Source organism: Yoonia maritima (genome assembly GCF_002933395.1).
GTDB lineage: Bacteria > Pseudomonadota > Alphaproteobacteria > Rhodobacterales > Rhodobacteraceae > Yoonia > Yoonia maritima_A.
Genome location: NZ_PKFN01000007.1, coordinates 141,529 through 165,606, shown reverse-complemented (window position 1 = coordinate 165,606; position 24,078 = coordinate 141,529). Strand labels below are relative to the sequence as shown.

Sequence of the window (24,078 nt, the reverse complement as noted above, 5' to 3'; positions counted from 1 at the left end):
TGCAGTTAATACTTAAATCCGCGCGCCTGACGCTTCGTCAAAACGATGTGTCATCGCTGGGTCTGCTTTGAACGACAGCGTTGTGCCGCTTTTGATCGCAGTGCGTTCCATCTTTGCGACAAAGGAATTTCCTTCGCGCGTGGTCAAGTGAACAAGAACGTATTCGCCTAGATTTTCAACCAGATCGACGGTGCCAGACAGCCATCCCTCACCTTCTGCAGCGGGCATCAGATGCTCGGGACGGATACCTAGAACCTGCCCCGCATCAACCTGCACGCCTAGTCCTGCGTCCAGCTCGGCAGGGACAAAGAAGTTCATCTTTGGGCTACCGATGAATTGCGCGACAAACATATTGTCAGGACGATCATATAGGTCCGTTGGCGACCCAACTTGTTCAACCCGCCCATCGCGCAACACGACGATCTTATCGGCAAGTGTCATCGCTTCGACCTGATCGTGAGTCACATAGATCATTGTCGACCCAAGGCGTTCATGTAGTTTTGAAATTTCAAACCGGGTCTGCACGCGCAGCGCAGCGTCAAGGTTGGACAGTGGCTCGTCGAACAAAAACACCTTAGGATCCCGGACAATCGCACGGCCAATGGCCACACGCTGACGCTGACCACCCGACAGGTTGCGTGGGCTGCGGTCCAGATAATCAGTGATTTGCAGAACTTCGGCTGCGGCTTTCACGCGGCGATCAATTTCGTCTTCCGGTGTTTTGATTTGCTGCAGACCAAACGCCATGTTTTTATACACGGTCATATGCGGATAAAGCGCATATGTCTGGAACACCATTGCGACTTCGCGCTTGGATGGCGCAACCTCGTTCACGACGTTATCGTCGATTGCGACCGTCCCGCTGGTGATATCTTCTAGACCGGCAATCATCCGCAACAGCGTAGATTTACCGCAACCTGACGGGCCAACAAACACGACGAATTCGCCGTCTTCGATATCAAGGTCGATCCCGTGCATTACCTGCACTGGACCATAAGATTTGCGTACGTCGCGAATTGTCAAACTGGCCATGATTGCTCCATGTCTTTAATGGCCGCACGCAATGTGTCGGCGAATTCTGGGAAGGCTGTGGGAAGATCACCCCAAAGCTGCTGAGAGGTTACAAAATCATCGGCGCCAAGCATGGCCTTTAGGGCATCCCAGCTTGGTTCGAGATAATCAAAAGGGATGCGGCCAGCTGCAACGTGTTGCGAAAACACGTACCAGCTCGCGATGCTGCGAATACCGTGATGTGGCATGATACCTTGCTTGAGGCACCCTTCTAGCGTTGGGCGAATAAAGATCGGAAACTTTGCGACACCGTCAGCGCAGATACGGGCGACAGTGTCGGCAATGGCTTCGTTCTTAAACCGTGCCGCGATATCATCAAGATACGCCTCTTTCGAAAAAGGTAGCTCGATCGTTAGCGCGGGCAGCACCTCTTGGGTTTCGTAATTCCAGAAATGATCGAACAGTTCTGGAACACGCATCGCCTGATCAAAGGTTTCGATCCCGTGCAACGCCCCAAGATACGTCAGGCAAGTATGCCCGCCGTTCAGGACCCGGATTTTGGTTTCTTCGTAAGGATCAACATTACTCGTGACCGTGACATCGACCTTGTCCAACGCAGGCATGGGACCTGCAAAATTGTCCTGCAGAACCCACTGAACGAATGCTTCGGCTGCTATGGGTTGCACAACGGCTTCGCCGGTTATTTCAGATAGCTCGGTCGTTAACGCATCTGTCGAACGCGGAGTGATCCTGTCAACCATTGAGCAAGGGAAAGTGACGTTTTCCGCGACCCAAGCGACCAAATCACCCTGCCCAGTCAGCCCCAGATATGCCGCAAAGTTTGCTTTCAGCATTTTGCCGTTTTGGCGGATGTTATCGCAGCAACAAATTGTAATCGGCTGACCGCCAGCGGCCATCCGACGCAAAAGTGCGGCCTGCAGATAGGCATAGACTGTTGTCTGTGCCCCGCCCGAAACCTCGGCCTTGATGGTCGGGTCATTCGCGTCCAATGCACCTTTCGGGTCCGTATAATAGCCGCTTTCGGTGACCGTGATGCTCACCATGTGTACGCTTGGCTGCTCTAACAGCGCTTCGGCGCCTGACGCATCTTTTGACCAATCGGCAAAACCCACATGGCTGCGGACCCGACGTAGCGAAACCACACCTTCTGGCGTTGTCGATTTCAGCAGGTAGCCATTTTCCCAAGTCGCGCATTGCGCAAATGCGTCGGCCTCTGGTGCGCGCAGGTTTACGGCAGCAATGCCCCAGGCAAGATCGCCCGTTTCTTGCATATAGTCATCAATGTACTGGGCTTGGTGTGCGCGGTGGAAGGCGCCAAATCCCAGATGCACAACACCAACCGCGCAGTTCGTACGGTCGTATGTCGTCTCAAAGATATTGGCCTTAGCGGATTGAGTCATCACGCGGTTTCCTTTGTAGGGATCAAATCTTTTCGGGCTTTGTCCCGATAGGCAGACGGCGTCATGCCCTTCATCTTCAGAAAGTGCCGGTTAAAGTTTGCAAGGTTCTGGAACCCAACTTGGTAACAGATCGCGGCCACTTGTTCGTCAGTTGCATAAAGCATCCCGCAGGCCTGACCGATCCGCACCCCGTTCACAAATTCAACAAACCTATGCCCTGTAGTAGCTTGAAAATTCCGACGGAATGTTGCCTCGGTCATGCCAGCCATATTGGCCGCGCTTTCAACAGATACTTCGTCAGAGAAATTTTGAACGATATGATCAACCACATCGCAAATCTTGATCTGCTGCTTGCTGCGCTTTGCATGATCAATCTTCTGGATTGACATGGTTTCGGAATCCGCATGATCGGCCAATATCGTAAGAAAGTCGAGAAACTCCAAAATACGATTTGGGCCGGTACCATCACGCAATGATGCAAGCCGCGCCATCGCATCGTCTAACGGATAGCCGTTGAATTTTATCCCACACTGAGAGCGTTTGATGAGGTTTTGAGACGGCTCAAACTCCGGAAACCATTGTACCAGCCCATCGACTTTTTCGTGATCAAACTGAATCACCATATCGCGTTGCGCCACAGGTTCAGTCCAGACTTCGTCTGTGATCCAGTTATGCGGTAGATGTGGCCCGATCAGGAATAAATCACCCGGTGCAAAGTCACCAATGTAGTCACCAACATAGCTACGCCCATTGGTTGCCACGATCAGGTGCAATTCGCATTCCTTATGCGAATGCCAGCGGCATAATGGATCAGGCCAGCCATGTTCTAAATAGCGCAGACTGTCGGGACTGCTTTCTAGGACCTCTAGCTCGGGTTGGATAATCGACATCGCGCTACCTCAGAACATTGCCGCCATCGACGCCGATGGTCTGTGCGGTCAGGTAGGATGATTGTTCCGATGCAAGGAAAACCGCCACGCGGGCCACGTCGTCTGGTGACCCCATATAGCCAAGTGGAACGGCCTCGCCGACTTCGCGTTTTTTCTGTCCGGGCTCTTTGCCTTCGAACTTTGCGAATAGGCTATCAACATGTTTCCACATCGGTGTGTCTATCACACCCGGGGATATCGCGTTCACACGGATTTTATGTGGTGCCAAAGCTAACGCCGCAGATTGCGTATAACTGATAACAGCCGCTTTGGTGGCGCAATAATGCGCAACCAAGGCTTCGCCGCGGTGCCCTGCTTGGCTGGACAAGTTGATGATAGATCCGGGTTTATCTGCGGTTACCATCGCCTGTGCTGTTGCCTGCATAACGGCATAGAACGCACGGACGTTGACCCCAAACAATCGATCGTATTGCGCAAGATCAGCGGTCAACACATCGCCCATGTCAAAGATTGCCGCGTTGTTGAACAACACGTCAGGTGAAATGGATTTGATCCATTCCAATGCAGCGGCCAGACCATCGTCAGATAGCAAATCAAACTGCTTGTACGTCGCCGGACCGTCAAAGCTGTCGGCCACATCAGTTGCGTAAACTGTCGCGCCAAGCGCTGCAAAGTGGGCGACTGCAGCGGCACCGATGCCACCGCAAGCGCCAGTCACCAAACAGACCTTGCCAGTCAGATCAACAGGGGCAGGATTCAGGGCCATTACTTCACCGCCCCGAATGTCAGACCTTGCACCAGTTGCTTTTGCGCAAGCCAGCCAAAGACCACGATGGGTGCACAAGCGAGCGTCGAAACAGCTGATACTTTGGCCCAGAACAGACCTTCAGGTGCTTGGAATGATGCAACAAATGATGTCAGCGTGGTCGCGTCTGTTGTTGTCAAAACGATCGACCAGAATGCCTCGTTCCAGCAAAGGATGATCGACAGCAACGCAGTTGACGCAATCCCACCCCATGCCAAAGGCATCACAATCTGGCGGATTTCGTTATAGGTTGATGTGCCGTCCATGCGGGATGCCTCAAGGATTTCCTTGGGGATTTCGCGAAAATAGTTGAACAGGATCAACATCACGATAGGCAGGTTCATGAGCGCATAGATAATGACCAGCAGCCCCTTGGTGTCATAAAGCCCTGTCTTTTGCGCCAAAAAGTAGATCGGCATCAACACACCAACGGCAGGCAACATCTTAGTCGATAGCATCCACATCAGAATGTCTTTGGTCCAACGGCCCGTGTTAAACGCCATCGCATAAGCCGACGGAATTGCAATCAGCAGAGCCAATAGCGTGCCGCCGAATGCGGTGATAACCGAGTTGATCGCAAACTTGCTATAGTTCGTGCGCGACTGAATTTCGGTATAGTTTTCTAGCGTTGGTTCAAAGAATAGCTGCGGCGGGATCGCAATTGCCTGTGCTTCGGTCTTAAAGCTGGTCAGAACCATCCAAAAGATCGGAAAGAAAAAGATACAGGCAACGATCCATGCGAAGACGACAGCAATACGGTTCTTTAGGTGCTCGCGTTGTTTATCAGTCATGTTTACACCGTCAGCGTTTTGCCAACCGCACGGATCAAGAAGATCGCAACGATATTGGCGAGGATAATTGCAAAGACACCACCGGCAGAGGCCACGCCCACATCAAACGCTTGCTGGGATTGGATGTAGATCAGGTAGGTCAGGTTCGTAGATTGCACACCGGGTCCGCCACTTGTTGTGACAAAGATCTCAGCGAAAATCGCAAGGTGAAAGATCAATTGGATCAGGATCACGATTGAGATCGGACGCGCCAGATGTGGTAAGGTCAGGTTATAGAACTGCGACCAGAAACCAGCGCCATCCAAAGTGGCGGCTTCTTTTTGTTCTTGGTCTTGCGACTGCAGCGAGGTCATGAAGATCAGGATCGCAAACGGGGTCCACTGCCAGCTGACCATCACGATGATCGACGCCAGTGGCATATCTTGCAGCCATTCAACTGGTGTCGCGCCAATGACGTTGGCAAAGAACGCGAACAGCCCGTTGTTAGGATCCATAAGCATGTTCTTCCAGATCAGCGCAGAAACAGTTGGCATGATAAAGAATGGTGAAATCAGCATAACCCGGACGATGCCGCGCCCCTTGAATGGGCGGTCGATCAAAAGGGACACTGCCAAACCAACGACGACTGTAATCACAAGGATTGATCCAACAAGGACCAACGTGTTCAGCAGCGCCGGAAAGAAAGACGGGTCAGTCCAAAAGAACTCGTAGTTCTGAAGACCAATAAAACCAGTGCGCTCTGGGTAGAGCAGGTTGTAGCGAATTGTCGAAAAATAGACTGTCATCGAGAGCGGTACGATCATCCACAGAAACAGGACGATGATACTTGGCGCTTGGAGCCATCTAACAAGGGTGGGGTTCATGACCGGATTTCCTGCTGATCGAAAAAAATTGGGGGCGGCAAGATGCGCCGCCCCCAATCGGGAGGAATTTAGTAGTAGCCAGCCTTGCGCATTTCGCGGTCGGCAGCTTCTTGAGCAGCTTCAAGAGCTTCCTCTACGGTGATGTCACCAGCCAGTGCAGCAGTCATTTGCTGACCAACAGCGGTACCAATTGCTTGGAATTCTGGGATCGCAGCGAACTGTACGCCTGTGTAAGGTGATGGGTTCTGTGTAGAGTTCTCAGGGTCAGCCGACAGGATCGCCTTCAGTTCAGCTTCTGCGAAGACAGCAGCGTCTGTGAAGTTCGGATTGTCGTATGTTGACTGACGTGTGCCTGTTGGAACAGCACCCCAACCGTTGGTTTCAGCAACCAGCTCGATGTACTCTTTTGAAGTCGCCCATTCGATGAACTTCTGTGCGTCTTCAGCTTGGTTCGTACCTGCTGGTACAGCCAATGCCCATGCCCACAGCCAGTTCGCACCGCGTGTTGTCACCGCTTGTGGCGACTGTGCGAATGCGATCACGTCAGCAACCTGAGACTGCTCAGGGTTGGACACGAAGGACGCTGCGATAGTCGCATCGATCCACATGCCGCATTTGCCTTCGTTGATCAGGGCAAGGATTTCGTTGAACGAGTTACCAGAAGAACCTGGAGGGCCGTAGTTGTTGAGCAGGTCAACGTAGAAGTTTACAGCGTGGTTCCATGCTGGGCTATCCAGTGCAGGTGTCCAATCTTCGTTGAACCACTGTGCGCCGAAAGAGTTCGCCATTGTGGACAAGAACGCCATGTTATCGCCCCAACCCGGCTTACCGCGTAGACAGATGCCGTAAACGCCATTGTCTTTGTCAGTCATTGCCGCAGCAGCGTCTTGGATGTGACCCCAGCTTGGGTTGTCAGGCATTTCCATACCAGCAGCGTCCAGCAGGTCTTTGCGATACATGATCATCGAAGATTCGCCGTAGAACGGTGCAGCATAAAGCGTGCCGTCGTGGCTTAGACCGTTGCGCATTGCTGGCAGCAGATCGTCAACGTCGTAAGCGTCAGAAAATTCTAGCGCTTCCAGCCAGCCACGTTCACCCCAGATCGGCGCTTCGTACATGCCGATTGTCATAACGTCGAACTGACCACCTTTTGTGGTGATGTCTGTTGTGACGCGGCTACGCAGTGTGCCTTCGTCCAAAGTAACCCAGTTCACGGTAACGCCAGGGTTAGCAGCTTCGAATGCAGGTGTGAGTTTCTGCATTTCAATCATGTGACCGTTGTTCACAGTCGCAATAGTAAGTTCGCCAGCAAAAGCCATAGAGGCACCGGCTACGCCCAGGGTTAGCCCCAGCGCAGTATTACGAAGAGTATTCATATTTTCCTCCCAAAAAGTCGACGGGTTGCTTTGGCAACGCGTTCACTAAGACTGCCGGATGATTGCGATCTCATCCTATACGTTTTTAACAAGTTGATATACAAAACATCGCTAAATACTGCAAAAATCGAAATTTTATGAACGGAAAGTATGACCTTCGCAGTTGCAGCATAATATTCGTACATTTGATCGCAGGCGCAGAATAGCACATTGTGACCGTTCAAGCGAATCTTAGATGATAGAATTCATACATTTGGGTTGATTTAAATTACAGCAATTCAACCAAGGGTATAACGCCAGCCACCGGCATTTAGTTGCGTGACGAGCAGACAACAGTATAGGACTTATTGCGTGCCGAAACTGCGACTGGATTATCAATGATGCCGAATCAAAACTTCAATATCGTCATCATCGGCCAGTCTGGCCGGCTTGCATACGAGGCAATCCTATTCGCCGCCTCCCTGCGACATTTTTCACCTAACTTTCAGGGAAAACTTTTTGTTGCCGAACCACAACCCGGCCCTCGCTGGGATGGTGATCCGCGCATGCCTAACAATCTAAAAGAAGCGCTCGTTGCGCTTGATGCAGAGATCCTGCCCTTCTCGTCAGATCACTTTGGTACGTCATATCCCTACGGCAACAAGATCGAAGCACTCAAGGCGATGCCCGAAGGCGAACCCTTCATCTTCTTCGACACCGACACGATCATCACGGGCGACATTTGCGCCCTGCCCTTTAACTTTGATCGGCCCGCGGCATCGATGCAACGCGAAGGCACTTGGCCCGTCGAAGAACTGTATTGGCCCGGATATACAGCCATTTGGAAATCACTGTATGACCGCTTTGGTTTGGATTTTGAAAGCAGCCTCGATATGTCCCAACCCGATGAATATTGGGAACGATATTTGTACTTCAACGCAGGCTGGTTCTTTGGGGCCGATCCGGTCGCCTTTGGTGAACGATTTACCGAATACGCGAGATCAATCCGCATCAACCCACCTGCAGAACTGGTCATCCAGCCGCTAGACCCGTGGCTGGACCAAATTGTACTGCCGCTTGTTATCCATTCCTTCGGCGGCGGCCGCCCCGGCCCAGAACTTGACGGGCTCGACGGAGACATTACCTGCCACTACCGGGTGCTACCACTATTCTACGCCCGCGAAAGCGATGCCGCGATCACGGCTTTAGAAACGATCGCGGCCCCGAACAAAGTCAAAAAGCTGTTAAAACAATACGACCCGTTCAAACGCATGATCTATCAAGGACGCGGACAAAAAGTACGAGCGATGTTTGATCAAAGCAACTTGCCTCGGTTCGAAAAATCACTTCGCAACAAGATAAAATCCGCTGGATTCTGGATGCGCTAATGTTCCTGCTTACGAAAATCGAATTATAATCAGAACATTGCGAAAGACATGACCAAGTCACCATATCCCCCAACTATAGAAACATCACATTTCACACGATATGATGATGTCCCGTTCGGCACGGCGCGGCACAATGGGGATAGCGTCACGCTACATTGTTCAATTTTCGCGCCGACAGCACCTGAAACCCCGCCCCCCTTATTTGTGTGGTTTCACCAAGGTTCATTCAAATTCGGGGACCACAACCACAACCTGTTTCGCAAATTTGGTCGACGACTAACAATGTCAGGCATCGCTATTGCATCCGTACAGTACCGGCTTGCGGGTACCGCAGACGACCTATCGCAAACCGTGTTAGATAATATTGGTCGTATTAAGCCTGCGCAGGCGAAACTCTTGCGTCCTGGGCTATGTCAGGAAAGATCGCTTGTTGCGCTGGAAGACGGCGTTCGCTTTCTGCAATGGGCTGGCGATAATCAGACAACCTTTGGCTGGGGGGATAAACGTGTCGTCGGAGGTGCATCAGCAGGAGCTATCACCGCTTTCAACATCGCCTATCTCGCACGACACCTTGGTTTGCCAGAGCATAATATCCAAGGCATTTTTTCGGCGACAGGTAGCTTTAATTACCCAGACTTTGTCGCCCCCGACCGTGATCTTCTTTCCCTTGCGGTTCACAACCCCACTGAAACGCGTGTCCCCATTGATGGCGTTCAAATGTTGGCTGGGAAACTTGGAAGTCGCTTTGAACTCTTGCGCTCTGACCGGCATAGTCATGGGCACTGCGAACTTGCGCCCGGCGAAAGACCGGCCAAGACCTTTGGACGCATTTCGTCATTCATTAAACGTGCAACCGAATGACTGGCCGAATTTAGGTTTCGAAAACGCCGTCTACGTCAGCAAAACCTTTAATTTCTATTGGATTACCAGAAGGGTCGCGAAAGAACATCGTCCATTGTTCACCCGGTTCTCCCTTGAACCGCACGGATGGTGCGATGATAAAATCCGTTTGCCGTTCTTCAAGCCGCCCTGCCAAAGTATTCCAACCATCCAACGGTAGCACAACGCCGAAATGCGGCATTGGCACCATGTGATCGCCGACCTTACCTGTGGCCGCGTTTGGAAAAGGGTCACCCAAGTGCAGGCTCAGTTGATGCCCATAGAAATCAAAATCCACCCAAGTCTGGGTCGACCGCCCTTCGGTCGCACCTAGCGCGTTCCCATAGAAATCGCGCGCAACATCCAGATCTGTCACGTGAAAAGCAAAGTGAAATGGAACAAGCATTGGTACAATCCCTTATCTGATACCTCTTGAGCGAACCAAGCGGCCCACCTAGACTTTTCAATATGAATTTTCATAGGGAGAGAGACAATGACCGATAGCCCCAATTTAGGGTTCGACACACTTCAGGTGCACGCAGGTGCGCGCCCTGATCCGGCCACTGGTGCGCGACAAGTGCCTATTTACCAAACAACCGCTTATGTCTTTCGCGACGCAGACCATGCAGCAGCTTTATTCAACCTCCAAGAAGTGGGCTATATTTATTCTCGCTTAACCAATCCAACAGTTGCCGCCCTGCAAGAACGTATCGCCACATTGGAAGGTGGCGCCGGAGCTGTGTGTTGCTCTTCGGGGCACGCGGCACAAATTATGGCGCTATTTCCGTTGATGCAGCCAGGCTGTAACATCGTGGCTTCAAGCCGGTTATACGGTGGCACCGTCACGCAATTCAGCCAAACGATTAAACGTTTCGGATGGTCTGCAATATTTGTTGATTTCGATGACCACGCAGCGGTTAAGGCCGCGATCAATGATAAAACTCGTGCGGTATTTTGCGAGACAATCGCAAACCCGGGCGGGCATATCTCAGATTTGGATGCGATTTCTGCTATTTCAGACGATGCTGGCATCCCCCTGATCGTCGATAACACGTCAGCAACGCCATACCTATGCCGTCCGATTGAACACGGTGCGACTTTGGTTGTGCACTCCACCACGAAATATCTCACAGGCAATGGTACCGTAACGGGCGGCTGTGTCGTGGATAGCGGGAAATTTGACTGGTCCGCCAATGACAAATTCGCGTCGCTATCGGCACCCGAACCCGCCTACCACGGCATGACCTTCGCCGAGACCTTCGGACCGCTTGCGTTTACCTTTCATTCGATCGCCGTTGGCCTGCGCGACCTCGGGATGACAATGAACCCACAAGCTGCACATTATACGTTAATGGGTATAGAGACCCTTTCGCTGCGGATGGACCGGCACGTGCAGAACGCGAAAACCGTCGCAACATGGCTCGAGGCGGATCCGCGGGTCGATTACGTGACCTATGCCGGATTGGATTCTTCGCCATATGCTGGGCTAGTGCCTAAAATATGCCCAAAGGGTGCAGGTGCTTTGTTCACAGTTGCCGTAAAAGGTGGATATGATGCCTGCATTAAACTAGTTGATAACCTTAATATATTTAGTCACGTGGCGAATTTAGGTGACACACGCAGCCTGATTATCCATTCGGCTAGCACGACCCACAGGCAGCTATCACCCGAACAGCAAGAAGCCGCTGGCGCTGGGCCAAACATCGTGCGTTTATCTATCGGGATTGAGGACGCGAACGACCTAATTGCGGACCTAGATCAGGCGCTTTCGGCGGCGACAAGCTGATACATCACAAACCCGTCCGTGCCCTTGGCGTGGGCGGGTTTCTGCTATAGGCTTTGGCTGCGGGGGCAAAACGCGTTTTGCCGGTAACACCAATATGCTAGATACGGCACATGACGACAAATTTTGCGCTCTCTCTTTCTTTCGAAGGCATTGAACTTTTACATCGTGTTGCACGTGGTTGGAAACGTGTCGGCAGAGCGGATGTCGAAGCAGAAAACCTTGACACTGTTCTTGCAGATTTGCGCGCAACGGCGATTAAGCTGGAACCAAGCGGGATACGCACAAAACTTGTGATCCCGATGGAACAAATCAAATATCTGGCAATCGATAGTACTCAGACTAACCTTGATGACATCCATGCCGCACTTGATGGTGCCACCCCTTATGATCTGGACGATTTGGTTGTAGATTACGAACGCTCTGGTGGTCGCACGCATATCGCTGCCGTGGCCCGTGAGACCCTGCAAGAGGCGGAAAGTTTTGCCAGTGCCCATCAGTTCAACCCCGTTGCATTCGTCGCCATTCCAGAGCCATTCACATTTCAAAAAGAAGTCTTTTTTGGCGCGACATCCGTAGCTGCTGACATCCTAGGCCCGGATCTGACAGTTGAACGCGACCAACTGCCGGTCATGAAAGTCGGCACCCGCGTTAAATCCCGTTTATTGATCATGGATCCGCTGCCCGACGCGATCGCAGAAGATAACGAAGGGTTTGATCTTGCCGCCGCGCTCGCCCCAATCATCGCCGAAGAAACACCCCCCCTAGACACCATACCCGAGGTGGCCATTGAGGCCCCTGCGCTGCCAACTATCGAAACAACCATCTGGATCGACAGGATCGTTCGCGAAATCCACACTCCCAAGCCCGCTGTCCCCACGCCGACTGCAATCATTGCCCCGCGTGCGCCAGTTATTGCAGATAATCCGGCCCTTGCTGACATCAGCGGCTTAAATCTGATCATTGCGGAATATCATGCAAATGCAGTGAAAAAGCCAATTTTAAGCGCCACTGCGCCCAAATTAGCGACACCTCTTAAAGGTGCTGGACTGACTGCGACGAAAACACGTCCAACGCCGGTTGCGGCAAATAGCACTAAAAAACCGTTGTTCATCGCGGGCGGGCTTGCCGCAAGCGTCGCAGCCATCGCGCTATTCGCGTGGATACAAATGGATGGTTCTGCCGAAACCATGCAAGCGGTTGAAACCAATAGCATTGAAACACCTGAAGTCGCCGATGTTGTCCTAGCCCCCACAATTGAAAATACGGCGATAGAAGAAACAGTCGTCGCCCAATCTCCACTGTCGGATACGGCCCCCACAGTTTCAGAGCGAAGCATTACTGAGCTGTCGTCTTTGGATATGGACGACAACAACGCGCATATTCCGGCACAGTTAAACGCGGTTACCATACCATCGGCGCCTGATCCGTTGGTTGCAAGCGCAGTTGACTTGCCACCGACATTATTCACCACAACACCGCCGGTCCCCACTGACGCACCGCTTGCGTCGTTGCCCGCGTCATCTGGCCGGGTGCTCAGCCCAGCCGAAGCACAAGCCGCCTATGATACAACTGGGGTTTGGCAACGCGCGCCGCGGCTTTTCGATAAGCCACGCGTCGAAGTTACTGCTGCTGTTGATCTGCCTGTCAGCTTGCCCGCGCCCGACCATCCTGCGCAACCGGCCCTGCCCGCACGCGACGGCATGGAGCCCGACCTAAGCTTTATCGCCCCGGTGAACCCGCCCGCCCCGGATGTTGTTTTTGCTATTGATGCCGACGGGCATATTCTTCCGACTGCCGAAGGTACGCTGACCCCCGAAGGCGCAGTGGTCTATGCAGGCTTGCCGGATTTGACCCTACGTGAACGGCCCGATTTATCAGACGACGAACTGGCGCGTATGGCGCTTGTCTCTGATGTACCAGATGGCGTTGTGGTCATTCTTGGCCGCCCAGACATCGTGCCACCATTACGTCCTGCGAATGCAGCTCTCCCCGACGAACAAGATACTGAAATTACACAAACACCCACACCAGGTGGTGTTGAGTTAGATACGCTAACGTCTGAAACAGACAGCTTGATCGCGGCATCTTTGCCAAACGCAGTCCGGCCGCAGGCTCGACCAGATGGTTTGGTGACGCTGTCACCAACCCCGGACCCGAGCACACCTGACATTACAGCAATTCTGCAAGATGTTATCGCCGAAAGCGCGACGGACCCCTTTGTCGGAATGACAGACCAAGCGGTTGCATCGTCGCGCCGCCCTGAAACACGTCCAAATAACTTTGATCGCGTTGTAGCGGCTGCACGTCAAAGACAGGCATCACAACCAACTGTGGCTGCTATAGCTCCACCTCCGGCTGCGGCATCTGTTGCCCCGCAAAACTATGCCCCCGTCCCGGGCGGTGTCGCGCGCGCCGCAACACAAGACGGCGCCATTCGATTACGTGACCTAAACCTGATCGGTATTTATGGCAGACCCAATTCGCCCCGTGCGCTCGTGCGGCTTGGAAATGGGCGTTATGCACACGTCGAAATTGGCAGTAGCCTTGATGGTGGGCAAGTAACCGCGATTGGTGACGGCATCCTGAACTACGTGAAGCGTGGGCGCACGGTCGTTCTTGAACTTCCGGGTAGTTAAGAAACCCACCAATCGACACAGTTAGCAATTTATCGCAGCGGCAGTACTTCGCGCGTTGCGCAATTCGCAGCGGGCCGCCATATCTGGACACATGGAAAACTTTCTTCTTCAGGCCACGATATACCTTGGGGCCGCGGTTATCGCGGTACCTTTTGCCGCGCGTCTTGGTCTTGGGTCCGTGTTGGGCTACTTGCTGGCAGGGATCGTCATTGGTCCGGTCACAGGGTTAGTCGGCACCGAAGCCCAAGATATCCAGCATTTTGCGGAATTCGGCGTTGTCATGATGCTGTTTTTAATCGGGCTAGAGCTTGAACCGCGCGCCTTGTGGGATATGCGCAAACGACTGATCGGGCTTGGTGGAATGCAAGTCCTGCTAACGATGCTAGCGATCATGGGGATCAGCATCGCTATGGGATATGACTGGACGATATCACTGGCCATTGGCATGATTTTCGCCCTGTCATCGACAGCGATCGTTTTGCAAACGCTAACTGAAAAGAAGCTCATGCAAACCGGCGGAGGGCGATCCACGTTTTCGGTTCTTTTAACCCAAGATATATCAGTCATTCCAATGCTAGCGCTTTTACCGCTGCTTACGACGCCCGTGTTACTGCGGCTTGCGCCCGATGGATCAGTGCAGCGCGTAACCGATGATACACATGGCGCGCATGGTAGTATGAGTTTGGTTGATGGGTTGCCCGGCTGGGGCGTGACGTTGGTTACGCTGGGGGCGGTGGTCACGATCATTCTAGCTGGCATATTTCTGATCCGCCCATTGTTCAGGTACATCCATCACGCCCGTTTACGCGAAATGTATACGGCCTTTGCGTTGCTCTTGGTTGTCTCGATCGCCGTGCTCATGGGGATGGTTGGCCTGTCCCCTGCTTTGGGAACCTTCTTGGCTGGCGTGGTGCTTGCAAACTCCGAATTTCGGCATGAACTTGAAAGCGACCTTGAACCTTTCAAGGGGCTTTTGCTTGGCTTGTTCTTTATTACCGTTGGCGCGGGGATCAACTTTGACCTGCTTTTTGCCGAGCCCCTGTACATTTTCGCTCTGACGCTTGGCGTGATGCTCACCAAAGGTGTGATCCTTTACGGGCTTGGGCGCGCATTCCAATTGAAAGGCAAGGATCAGTGGCTTTTCACCCTTGGGCTGGCGCAGGCTGGCGAATTTGGCTTTGTGTTGGTGTCATTTTCATCGCAACAGGGCGTGCTATCAGATGGATTAGCGGGGCGGTTATTGCTGGTGATTGCACTTTCGATGCTCATCACACCACTTCTGTTCATTATCTATGAATTGCTAAGCCGCCGGATGAGCGAACCCGACGACCCAGAACATGACGAAGTCGACGAAAAAGGCACAGTCATCATCGCTGGGATCGGTCGTTTTGGACAGATTGTGAACCGGCTAGTGCAAAGCGCCGGATTTTCGACAGTCGTGATTGATAGCAATCTGCAAACCGTACAAATGATGCGGAAATTCGGGTTCCGTGGCTTCTTTGGTGATCCAACACGGCCAGATCTACTGAGCGCGGCCGGCTTCGAAGAGGCCAAAGTATTGGTTGTCGCCATCGACGACAAAGCGTCAGCAACTAAGCTGGTCGCCTATGCACGCAAAACCCGGCCCGACCTTCATATCGTCGCCCGTGCGCGTGACCGGGTGCACGTCTATGAACTATACGCAGCTGGTGCCAATGACATTGTGCGCGAAATGTTCGACAGCTCTTTGCGTGCTGGTCGCTATGCTTTGGAAAATCTTGGCCTGTCAGACTTTGAAGCAGCAGAGGCCGAACAGACCTTTTATCAGCATGACCGCAAAGCAATGCGCGAACTGGCGAGCCTGTGGAAACCAGGCATTCCGGTTGCTGATCTTCCCGATTATGTTGAGCGCTCTCGCGCGCTCAACAATGATTTAGAAACGGCGCTCGCGACGCGCCAACAAGCGAACGAAAACAAGAAATCTTAACCCGCGCTTACACCGGCCTCGGCAAATGTGAGCATTCCGGAATGGCAGGCGACAGCGCCTTTCAGGACGCCAATCGCAAGCGCTGCACCTGACCCTTCGCCAAGGCGCAAACCTAGGCTTAACAACGGTTCTTTTCCAAGCGCGTTCAAAAGACGCGCATGAGCCGCTTCTGCACTTTGATGACCTGCAACAGCGTGATCCAAAGCACCATCAGCGGCCTTGGCCAAAGTCGCAGCAGCAGCACAACAGATGAACCCGTCAAGGATCACTGGGATGCGGTAGTGACGTGCGGCTGCAATCGCACCAGCCATAGCAGCAAGTTCACGACCGCCCAAACAACGCAATATCTCTAGCGGATCGCGGGACGCATGAAGCGCGATCCCTTTCGCGACGACTTCGGTTTTACGTGTAAGCCCAGCATCATCTACACCTGTACCACGTCCCGTCCAGTCCGCAGCATCGCCCCCGATAATCGCAGCGGAAACTGCGGCAGCGGATGTCGTATTCCCAATCCCCATTTCGCCCGTGACCAACAGATCACTGGCAGGATCAACAGCCTCCCAGCCGATTTGCAAGGCACTCACAACTTCGGCTTCGGTCATTGCGGGCGTTTGGGTAAAATCAGCGGTCGGCGTTTCAAGTGACAAAGCGTGCACGTTCATCGTAGCGCCGAATGCTTTCGATAGTTGGTTAATTGCCGCACCACCATGTTCGAAATTTGCGACCATCTGCATTGTCACTTCTGGCGGAAACGCAGACACACCTTGGGCACAGACACCGTGGTTACCCGCAAAAATCACCACCTGTGGTGCATTGATTTGTGGCTGTGGGTTTCCCCGCCAACCCGCATACCAAATCGCAAGATCCTCTAGCCGCCCCAAGGCGCCGGGTGGTTTGGTTAGCTGACTATTACGTTCCTGAGCCTCCTGAAAGGCAGCGGCATCGGATTCTGGCGCTTTCGCCAAGGTTTCGCGAAATTCGGAAAGTGTGGTGAAGGGCGCTTGCATCGTGACCTCGTTGCGTGAATCGTTGGTTATGTCTAACGATCAGGCACGTAATGAAAAGACTACAAGGGGCATCCTATTGGACAATCGCGACGTCAAACTGATTGAAGCTATTGATCTACCCGCAGCGATTGGGCTGTTAACGCGACTACCAATTCCCGTCCCGCAAGAACGTGCGATTGAACGCGGTGCAGCCGCAGCTTGGGCCTACCCGCTGGCTGGTGTCGTGATTGGGGTGATTTTGGCCGCGTCAGTCAGTGTCTTGTCATGGATTGGCCTGCCCGTTGGGATCATTTCAGCGCTTGTTCTGGCCGTTGGCGCGATTGTGACAGGTGCTATGCACGAAGACGGGCTTGCCGACAGCGCAGACGGGCTTTGGGGCGGTTGGGACCGCGCGCGGCGTCTTGAGATCATGAAAGACAGCAGTATCGGGGTCTATGGTGTACTGGCCTTAGCGCTCTCGCTGTTGATCCGTTGGATGGGCATTAGTGCGCTCATCGTGTTAGAAATTCACTGGACAGGCTTAATTGCTATCGCAGTACTCAGCCGTGGTGGCATGGTCGTTTTGATGACCGCCATGACGAACGCGCGCGCAAGCGGGCTAAGCCAAAGCGTGGGCCGACCGTCTGCACCAACCGCATGGGTTGCCGTGGGGATATCAGCCGTCATTGCGGTGTTTTGTGGGCAGATAAGCCTAATATTCGCCGCAGCAATCGCCGTTCTGATTTGCGGTTTGATTGCCCAGCGAAAAGTCGGCGGGCAAACGGGCGATATTCTGGGGGCGACTCAGCAAATCACCGAGGTTTTGTTGCTACTGGTTATACTCAGCTAGCATCGCAGGCCATAGCAGCATCAAAGGAAGCGCGGCTTTCGTGTACGCCAATGTCGCGGGTCTGTGCGCGCCCATCGACAAATGTTGTTGCCATGATGCGGGTCCAATTCGCATTGGCGGTGATCATCTCGGGCCCCTGCCCACAGTCACGTATCCCGCCTGCAATGTTATCCTCACCGATCCGGTGATTGGTCAGCCCCGGCACATCATGAACATGGGTCAGCGCACCATCCACAAAACGCCAAATACGCAACGTCTTTGCCAGATGAGGGCGATCAATATATGCGATTTCCACGGCCCCATCGCCATCCAAGTCAGCAGCACCAATGGGAGCAAGCCAGCGATGGGTACGACCAATGTAAGGGGTTTGGGCGATCTCAACTGGCGCCTGTCGATCACCAACGCCCATAACAAGCAATCGCGCACCGTATTCTAGGTGGGTATGGATAACGACCACTTCAGGAAATCCATCACCTGTTACATCCCATAAGCGGGGTTCAACATCCTCGAACACTTGATCGTCAGGTAGATCAATGAGCCACGTTGTCTTGCGCGATCCACGTAAGATTGGCCCACTATCAGCCGCACCACCATTAGTCGTAATCTCCAACCCGCCCCATTCCACCGCATCACCTAAGATCCCGTGATCATAGCGTGTTGTGGGTTCAACGAATTCCGCCGAAGTAATCGTCTGCGCCCCTGCCACTGCAGGCCACATAGCCAAAGCAAGCGCGCAGAGCCGCATCAGATTTGCTTTTCTGGCATCTGCACGCGCAAACCTTCGAGCGCGTCAGTGACTTTGATCTGGCATGTCAGGCGAGATTTCACTGCGTCTGGCTCATAGGCGAAATCAAGCATGTCTTCTTCCATACCGTCTTTGGCTGGCAGTTTTTCGACCCATGCATCATCGATATAAACATGGCAGGTTGAACACGCACATGCGCCGCCGCAGTCAGCCTCGATACCCGGGATACCGTTGTCGCGTGCGCCTTCCATGACGGTCAGCCCATTGGCAACATCCACGACGTGTTCTTTGCCACTGTGTTCGACATAGGTAATCTTGGCCATCTTGCTATGATCCTTCGTGCTTTTCGTGTGTTTCAGGCATTAGTAATTCAGCTACAAACGCGGGGCCAGCGCTAATCACAAACGTATGCAGCAAAACGTTACGCACAAATCGTGCGATTTTCCACACACTGCGCCGTATTAACCGCCATCTCCACCATAGATTGTCAGACAAAACATAAAGTTGCGCAGCTTTCGCACAAATGCCTTGCCCCTTTGTCAGTGACAATGTTTCCTAACCCGGTACGCTGACAAAGTCGGCGACAACGATATCTTTGGGAGGAGACACCATGACATTTTTGAAAGCTGCAATTGCAGCAGGTTTTGTTCTAGCAGCCCCAGCGGCCCAAGCCGAGGAAGCAAGTTATATTCTGGCAACTGCATCGACTGGTGGTACGTACTACCCGGTTGGCGTCGCTCTTTCGACACTGGTGAAGGTCAAACTTGAGCCAAGCGAAAAGATCGGCATGTCCGCAATCAGCTCTGCTGGATCAGGCGAAAATGTGCGTTTGATCCGCGAAGGCGAGGCACAGTTTGCAATCCTTCAGGGGCTTTACGGTTACTACGCGGCAACTGGCACAGGCCCGCTCGAAGAATCAGGTCCACAAGAACACCTGCGTTCGGTCACCATGCTGTGGCAAAACGTCGAGCAATTCGTGATTGCGTCAGACGCCGCAACCAGCGGTACGATGGCTGATATGGTCGCGCTGACAGGCGAAGCAATGGCCTTTGGCAACCAGAACTCTGGCACCATCGGTTCCAACGCTGCGCTGCTGTCCGGTCTGGGTGTTGATATTAACACTGACTACGAACTGGTTTACGGCGGCTACGGCCCATCCGCCGAGGCCCTGCAAAACGGTCAAGTTAAAGGTATCGGTACACCTGCGGGCGTGCCAACCGGCGCGATCAGCCAGTTGATGGCAGCGGCAGGCGATAGCGTCACGATGCTTTCTTTCACCGACGAAGAACTGGCCGCTGCAGACGGTGGTCGTGAACTGTGGACACCCTATGTGATCCCGGCGGGTACTTATCCGGGTCAAGAGGCCGACGTGAACACTATCGCGCAGCCGAACTTCCTTGCGACGCACGCTGATCTGCCAGAAGAAAACGTCTATCAGATAACCAAAGCGATCTACGAGAACCTGCCATTCCTTCAGGCGATCCACCCGGCAACAAAGGTGATGGCAATTGAATCTGCTATCGCAGGTCTGCCAGTGCCGCTGCACCCCGGTGCTGTGCGCTATTACCAAGAAGTTGGGGTTGATATCCCTGACCGCCTGATCGCGAACTAAGCCCATATTGGCCCGCAGATTGCTGCGGGCCTTTTTGCATCTAAGGAATTTCCATGTCCGATGAACGCCCCGCCGAAGGGTTGGCGCAGCGTGCCTTTGATGGCCCTGCCAATATCGCTCTTTCTATTTTGTGCTTTTTGATTGCCATTGGCCATATCTATGTGGCTTTCGATCCGATCATTTCGGAAACACAACGCAATGCCTATCACTTTGCTGGGTTCGCATTCTTAGCAGCGGTGTTGCACCCCGCTATTTCCGGCGCAACTCGTAGCCGAGGCATGTTGGCGTGCGATCTTAGCTTTGGCGTATTGATCGCGGCATCAGCGATCTACCTACCCTATGCCGAAGACGGAGTTTATGCGCGCGGCGTCAAATTCATCACCCTTGATTGGGTCGCGGCGATTTTATGTGTCGTTGGCGCGATTGAACTTACCCGCAGATTAACAGGATGGGTCATTCCGATACTGATCATCGTGGCAATGACCTATATCGGGTTTTGGGGCAAATACATTGGGGGCGTCTTTTCATTTCCGGGCCTTTCGTGGGAATCCATCGCGTTTCGGTCGATCTATGGTGATGATGCGATGTTCGGGACCATTGCCCGCATTTCATCTACCTATGTATTCTTATTCATCATCTTCGGCGCATTCTTACTGCGATCTGGCGCCGGCGATTTCGTAATCAACCTTGCCCGCGCGGTTGCTGGCCGCATGGTCGGTGGTCCCGGCATTGTTGCGGTGATCGCCTCCGGATTGACCGGAACAATTTCGGGATCTGCTGTCGCAAACACCGCGTCCACTGGGGTCATCACGATCCCACTGATGAAGAAGGCGGGCTTTCCCGCGAAATTCGCCGGCGGAGTAGAGGCCGCATCATCTACTGGTGGCCAGCTTATGCCGCCCATCATGGGCGCGGGTGCCTTTGTTATGGCTAGCTTTACCCAAATTCCTTACGAGACAATTGTCGCAGTCGCCGCCCTGCCCGCGTTGCTATATTTCCTGTCAGTCACCTTCTTTGTCCGGATCGAAGCACGTCGCCTAGGGCTCAAGCCAATGGAAAGCGATGGAGAGACGCTCGGCTCTGCATTTGCCAAGGGTGGCGCGAGTTTCGTCATCCCAATCGGTGGGCTGATCGGAATGCTGGTTGCCGGGTTTACCCCTGCCTATGCCGCGGTCTTTGGTATCCTCGCCGTGATCGGCTCTAGCTGGCTGACCCAGAACCCAATGACCCCACGCGCCGTGATTGAGGCGATGATCATGGGCACCAAAGGCATGATCATGACAGCCGTTTTGCTATGCGCTGTGGGGCTTGTTGTGAATGTCATCGCCACCGCAGGCATCGGTAACACCTTTAGCCTGATGATCGCGAAATGGGCTGGCGGCAACCTGTTGATCGCAATCGTGCTGATCGCAATTGCCAGCCTTGTACTGGGCATGGGGCTACCTGTGACCGCCGCCTATATCGTACTGGCCACTCTATCGGCCCCTGCCCTTGCTGGTATGATCAGCGACCGCTTCGTAATTGATGCGTTGGCCGCAGGAACATTAGGCGACGCGGGCAACGCGATCTTGATGTTTGGTATCCCAGATCCGTCTGTTTTGGCTGGCCCGCTGACCAGCGCCGAGGCCGCTGTGATTGTGAAAACACTACCACTAGAAGTCGCAGCACCACTGCGTGACCTTGTTGTACCGCAAGATGTCGCCATGGCCGCATTGCTATCTGCGCATATGATCATCTTTTGGCTATCACAGGACAGTAACGTCACACCACCTGTGGCGCTTGCGGCGTTTACGGCTGCGGCCATTGCCAAGGCCCCTGCCATGGCCACGGGATTCGCCAGTTGGAAGCTGGCCAAGGGACTGTACATCGTACCACTGATGATCGCCTACACTCCCTTCCTGTCCGGGGATTGGGCTGCGATGATCGTAATTTTTGGGTTCGGTGTTGTCGGCATCTATGCAATTGCGGGCGCTTTACAGGGCTGCATGGAGCAGCCAGTCGGGATGCTGACCCGTGCGATTTTGCTGATTGCCGGGGCGGCCTGCCTGTGGCCGGCCCCCATCTGGCTGCATGTTATTGGTGCGGCCCTTGTCATCGGGTTGTTGATTTGGAATCGTCGGGGAATGAAGCAAGGGGCATAACCATGGCACATTCCGGTCGCTGCATGTGTGGCGCTATTTCGTTCACGATTGATGCAGATGTATCAACAGGAGACGCGTGCCACTGCACAAGCTGCCGTAAACAGTCAGGCCATTATTGGGCGTCCTTTGACGTCGCCCGTAATGCGCTGACCATCAAAGGCGAAGACCATATCAAATGGTATCAGTCATCTGAAAAAGTCCGTCGCGGATTCTGTAACACTTGCGGATCAACTCTTTTCTGGGACCCTGTGTTTCGCGATTGGACGTCAGTGGCGATGGGTGCCCTAGATCAGCCCACACAAATGAAGCTGTCGATGCATATCTATGTCAGCAAAAAAGGCGACTATTACGATATCGGTGATGGGTTGCCGCAGAACCAGACATAAAAAAGGGCGGACCGCACAAAGCAGTCCGCCCTTTTTGTAAGTATTGATTAATCCAATTAGTCTTCGAGCGGAAGCGCCACAAAGCGCGGATCACCACCACGACGCACAAGCATCAGAAGTGACTTACGACCACCATCCTTGGCTTCTTCGATGCGATCTTCAAGGTCCACTACCGATGCCACTTCTTGCTGGCCCGCTTCGGTGATTACATCACCTTCGATCAAACCTTTTGACGCGGCTTCTGAGCTTGGGTTGATACCCGTAATCACAAGGCCACTATCAACGTTCAAACCGTATTGTTCGACCAGTTCTTCAGTGATTTCCGACAGGGTTAAACCCAATATCTCAGCTGCTTCTGGTGCTTCCTCGACCTCTTCAGAGACAGGGAACGCAACAGCCTCTGACGTTTCACGACGGCCCAAAACAACTGTCAACTCTGCCATATCGCCATTGCGAAGCACCTCAACGGGGACTTCTTTGCCGACGGGTGAATTACCCACAATCCGAACAAGTTCGCGGGTGTCTTCGATCGCGATACCATCGAAATTTACGATGACATCACCCGAAAGCATACCAGCATCTTCGGCCGGCCCCGCAGGTACATCAGTAACCAGCGCACCACGCGCAAGATCAAGACCGTCAATCGCATCTATCATATCAGGGGTCACGTCTTGGATGCGCACGCCCAACCAACCACGGCGTGTTTCACCGAATTCTTTTAGTTGATCGACAACGTTTTTCACAACTGCTGAAGACATCGCAAAGCCGATCCCAATTGACCCACCATTTGGTGAAAGGATCGCTGTGTTCACACCGACAACCTGACCATCCATGTTGAACAATGGCCCACCAGAGTTACCACGGTTAATCGCGGCATCGGTCTGAATGTAATCGTCATATGTTCCCTGAAGCGAACGGTTGCGCGCTGAAACAATACCAGCCGAGATCGAGAAACCTTGACCAAGAGGGTTGCCCATGGCCAAAACCCAGTCGCCCACACGGGCGCCAACATCGTTGCTATCGCCAAATTCTACATAAGGCAGATCTTCAAGATCGACCTTCAGTACGGCAATGTCAGTGTTTGGATCAGTACCGATCAATTCCGCTGGCACACCTGGCTCACCACCAGGGTAAAATTCGATTAGAATTTCATCCGCACCTTCGATGACGTGGTTGTTGGTGACGATATATCCATCAGCGGAAATGACAAAACCAGAGCCCAATGCCGACGAGCGCTGTGCGCCTTGCCCTTGGCCCGGGCCGCGCTCAAGGTCATTGAAAAAATCCTCGAATGGTGACCCTTCTGGCAGCAGCCCTTGTGGACCAGTCCGCCCCGCGATCACAGTCGAAGTCGTGATATTGACCACAGACGGGCTTACTTGATCGGCGAGGTCAGCAAAGGTCGCTGGACGCTCTTGTGCATACGCTATTGTAACCTGTGCAAAGACAAAGGCCACGGCCAGTGTCAGTGCCGCAAAACCCGCGATAAGCAAGCGGCGCGCCTGCCCCTGATCTTGCTGAATTGCGATTGCCTTAGATTCCACGGGCATTACTCCTTGTTTTGGTA

21 protein-coding genes are annotated in these 24,078 nt (G+C 53.3%); 9 read left to right on the top strand and 12 right to left on the bottom strand.

The annotated features are described in order from the left end of the window. Positions 1-12 precede the first annotated feature (12 nt). The 7 genes from CYQ09_RS02290 to CYQ09_RS02260 form a co-directional block, all read right to left on the bottom strand. Positions 13-1,032 (bottom strand): ABC transporter ATP-binding protein, encoded by a 1,020-nt coding sequence (locus tag CYQ09_RS02290; protein ID WP_106743844.1) that lies wholly within the window; start codon positions 1,030-1,032, stop codon positions 13-15. Next, entirely contained in the window at positions 1,020-2,432 is a 1,413-nt protein-coding gene (locus tag CYQ09_RS02285) for a mannitol dehydrogenase family protein (protein WP_106743843.1), read from the bottom strand. Before CYQ09_RS02285 ends, CYQ09_RS02290 begins: the two co-directional genes overlap by 13 nt. Beyond that, complete coding sequence (locus CYQ09_RS02280) at positions 2,432-3,322, bottom strand: helix-turn-helix domain-containing protein (RefSeq protein WP_106743842.1); 891 nt, start codon at positions 3,320-3,322, stop codon at positions 2,432-2,434. The genes CYQ09_RS02285 and CYQ09_RS02280 overlap by 1 nt, the downstream gene beginning before the upstream one ends. Positions 3,323-3,326: 4 nt before the next feature. Beyond that, positions 3,327-4,088, bottom strand: coding sequence for an SDR family oxidoreductase (locus tag CYQ09_RS02275; RefSeq protein WP_106743841.1), 762 nt, complete (start codon positions 4,086-4,088; stop codon positions 3,327-3,329). Further along, a complete protein-coding gene (locus CYQ09_RS02270; protein WP_106743840.1) occupies positions 4,088-4,918 on the bottom strand; it encodes a carbohydrate ABC transporter permease in 831 nt (276 codons plus the stop codon). Before CYQ09_RS02270 ends, CYQ09_RS02275 begins: the two co-directional genes overlap by 1 nt. 2 nt (positions 4,919-4,920) lie before the next feature. Beyond that, complete coding sequence (locus CYQ09_RS02265; protein ID WP_106743839.1) at positions 4,921-5,781, bottom strand: carbohydrate ABC transporter permease; 861 nt, start codon at positions 5,779-5,781, stop codon at positions 4,921-4,923. A 68-nt stretch (positions 5,782-5,849) separates the two neighbouring features. Continuing rightward, complete coding sequence (locus tag CYQ09_RS02260; RefSeq protein WP_106743838.1) at positions 5,850-7,157, bottom strand: ABC transporter substrate-binding protein; 1,308 nt, start codon at positions 7,155-7,157, stop codon at positions 5,850-5,852. A 380-nt stretch (positions 7,158-7,537) separates the two neighbouring features. Here CYQ09_RS02260 and CYQ09_RS02255 point away from each other — a divergent pair, with 380 nt between their 5' ends. Both CYQ09_RS02255 and CYQ09_RS02250 read left to right on the top strand, forming a co-directional pair. Next, positions 7,538-8,524, top strand: coding sequence for a hypothetical protein (locus tag CYQ09_RS02255; protein ID WP_106744533.1), 987 nt, complete (start codon positions 7,538-7,540; stop codon positions 8,522-8,524). A gap of 282 nt (positions 8,525-8,806) precedes the next feature. Then, positions 8,807-9,385, top strand: a complete 579-nt coding sequence (locus CYQ09_RS02250) for a hypothetical protein (protein WP_162617545.1) — start codon at positions 8,807-8,809, stop codon at positions 9,383-9,385. Between the two features lie 10 nt (positions 9,386-9,395). Here CYQ09_RS02250 and CYQ09_RS02245 read toward each other — a convergent pair whose 3' ends face one another. Further along, on the bottom strand, positions 9,396-9,809 hold the full coding sequence (locus tag CYQ09_RS02245) for a VOC family protein (RefSeq protein WP_106743836.1): 414 nt from the start codon (positions 9,807-9,809) through the stop codon (positions 9,396-9,398). 87 nt (positions 9,810-9,896) lie between these two features. On the opposite strand from CYQ09_RS02245, the gene CYQ09_RS02240 reads away from it, so the two are divergent. The 3 genes from CYQ09_RS02240 (at position 9,897) to CYQ09_RS02230 (ending at position 15,791) form a co-directional block, all read left to right on the top strand. After that, complete coding sequence (locus CYQ09_RS02240) at positions 9,897-11,189, top strand: O-acetylhomoserine aminocarboxypropyltransferase/cysteine synthase family protein (RefSeq protein ID WP_106743835.1); 1,293 nt, start codon at positions 9,897-9,899, stop codon at positions 11,187-11,189. 110 nt (positions 11,190-11,299) lie between these two features. Further along, a complete protein-coding gene (locus CYQ09_RS02235; protein WP_106743834.1) occupies positions 11,300-13,825 on the top strand; it encodes a hypothetical protein in 2,526 nt (841 codons plus the stop codon). Positions 13,826-13,916: 91 nt separating this feature from the next. Next, on the top strand, positions 13,917-15,791 hold the full coding sequence (locus CYQ09_RS02230) for a monovalent cation:proton antiporter-2 (CPA2) family protein (RefSeq protein WP_106743833.1): 1,875 nt from the start codon (positions 13,917-13,919) through the stop codon (positions 15,789-15,791). On the opposite strand, the gene cobT is transcribed toward CYQ09_RS02230, so the two are convergent. Then, positions 15,788-16,798 carry a nicotinate-nucleotide--dimethylbenzimidazole phosphoribosyltransferase gene (gene cobT, locus CYQ09_RS02225; RefSeq protein ID WP_106743832.1) on the bottom strand — a complete coding sequence of 337 codons (1,011 nt, stop codon included), beginning with the start codon at positions 16,796-16,798 and terminating at the stop codon, positions 15,788-15,790. The genes CYQ09_RS02230 and cobT overlap by 4 nt on opposite strands. Positions 16,799-16,874: 76 nt before the next feature. Between cobT and cobS the strand changes: the two genes are divergently transcribed. Next, a complete protein-coding gene (cobS, locus tag CYQ09_RS02220; protein WP_239495834.1) occupies positions 16,875-17,627 on the top strand; it encodes an adenosylcobinamide-GDP ribazoletransferase in 753 nt (250 codons plus the stop codon). Here the strand turns inward: cobS and CYQ09_RS02215 are convergent. Together CYQ09_RS02215 and CYQ09_RS02210 are read right to left on the bottom strand one after the other, a co-directional pair. Next, entirely contained in the window at positions 17,620-18,372 is a 753-nt protein-coding gene (locus CYQ09_RS02215) for an FG-GAP repeat domain-containing protein (RefSeq protein ID WP_106743831.1), read from the bottom strand. The genes cobS and CYQ09_RS02215 overlap by 8 nt on opposite strands. Then, positions 18,372-18,695, bottom strand: coding sequence for a 2Fe-2S iron-sulfur cluster-binding protein (locus CYQ09_RS02210; RefSeq protein ID WP_106743830.1), 324 nt, complete (start codon positions 18,693-18,695; stop codon positions 18,372-18,374). Before CYQ09_RS02210 ends, CYQ09_RS02215 begins: the two co-directional genes overlap by 1 nt. A gap of 287 nt (positions 18,696-18,982) precedes the next feature. Here CYQ09_RS02210 and CYQ09_RS02200 point away from each other — a divergent pair, with 287 nt between their 5' ends. Genes CYQ09_RS02200 through CYQ09_RS02190 form a run of 3 tightly spaced genes read left to right on the top strand, consistent with a single transcriptional unit; the run spans position 18,983 to position 22,511 of the window. Then, positions 18,983-19,984: a TAXI family TRAP transporter solute-binding subunit gene (locus CYQ09_RS02200; RefSeq protein WP_106743828.1), complete on the top strand. Its 1,002-nt coding sequence runs from the start codon at positions 18,983-18,985 to the stop codon at positions 19,982-19,984. A gap of 53 nt (positions 19,985-20,037) precedes the next feature. Beyond that, entirely contained in the window at positions 20,038-22,125 is a 2,088-nt protein-coding gene (locus tag CYQ09_RS02195) for a TRAP transporter permease (RefSeq protein ID WP_106743827.1), read from the top strand. Positions 22,126-22,127: 2 nt separating this feature from the next. Then, positions 22,128-22,511, top strand: a complete 384-nt coding sequence (locus CYQ09_RS02190; protein WP_106743826.1) for a GFA family protein — start codon at positions 22,128-22,130, stop codon at positions 22,509-22,511. Positions 22,512-22,567: 56 nt separating this feature from the next. On the opposite strand, the gene CYQ09_RS02185 is transcribed toward CYQ09_RS02190, so the two are convergent. After that, positions 22,568-24,061, bottom strand: a complete 1,494-nt coding sequence (locus tag CYQ09_RS02185; RefSeq protein ID WP_106743825.1) for a Do family serine endopeptidase — start codon at positions 24,059-24,061, stop codon at positions 22,568-22,570. Positions 24,062-24,078: the final 17 nt, after the last annotated feature.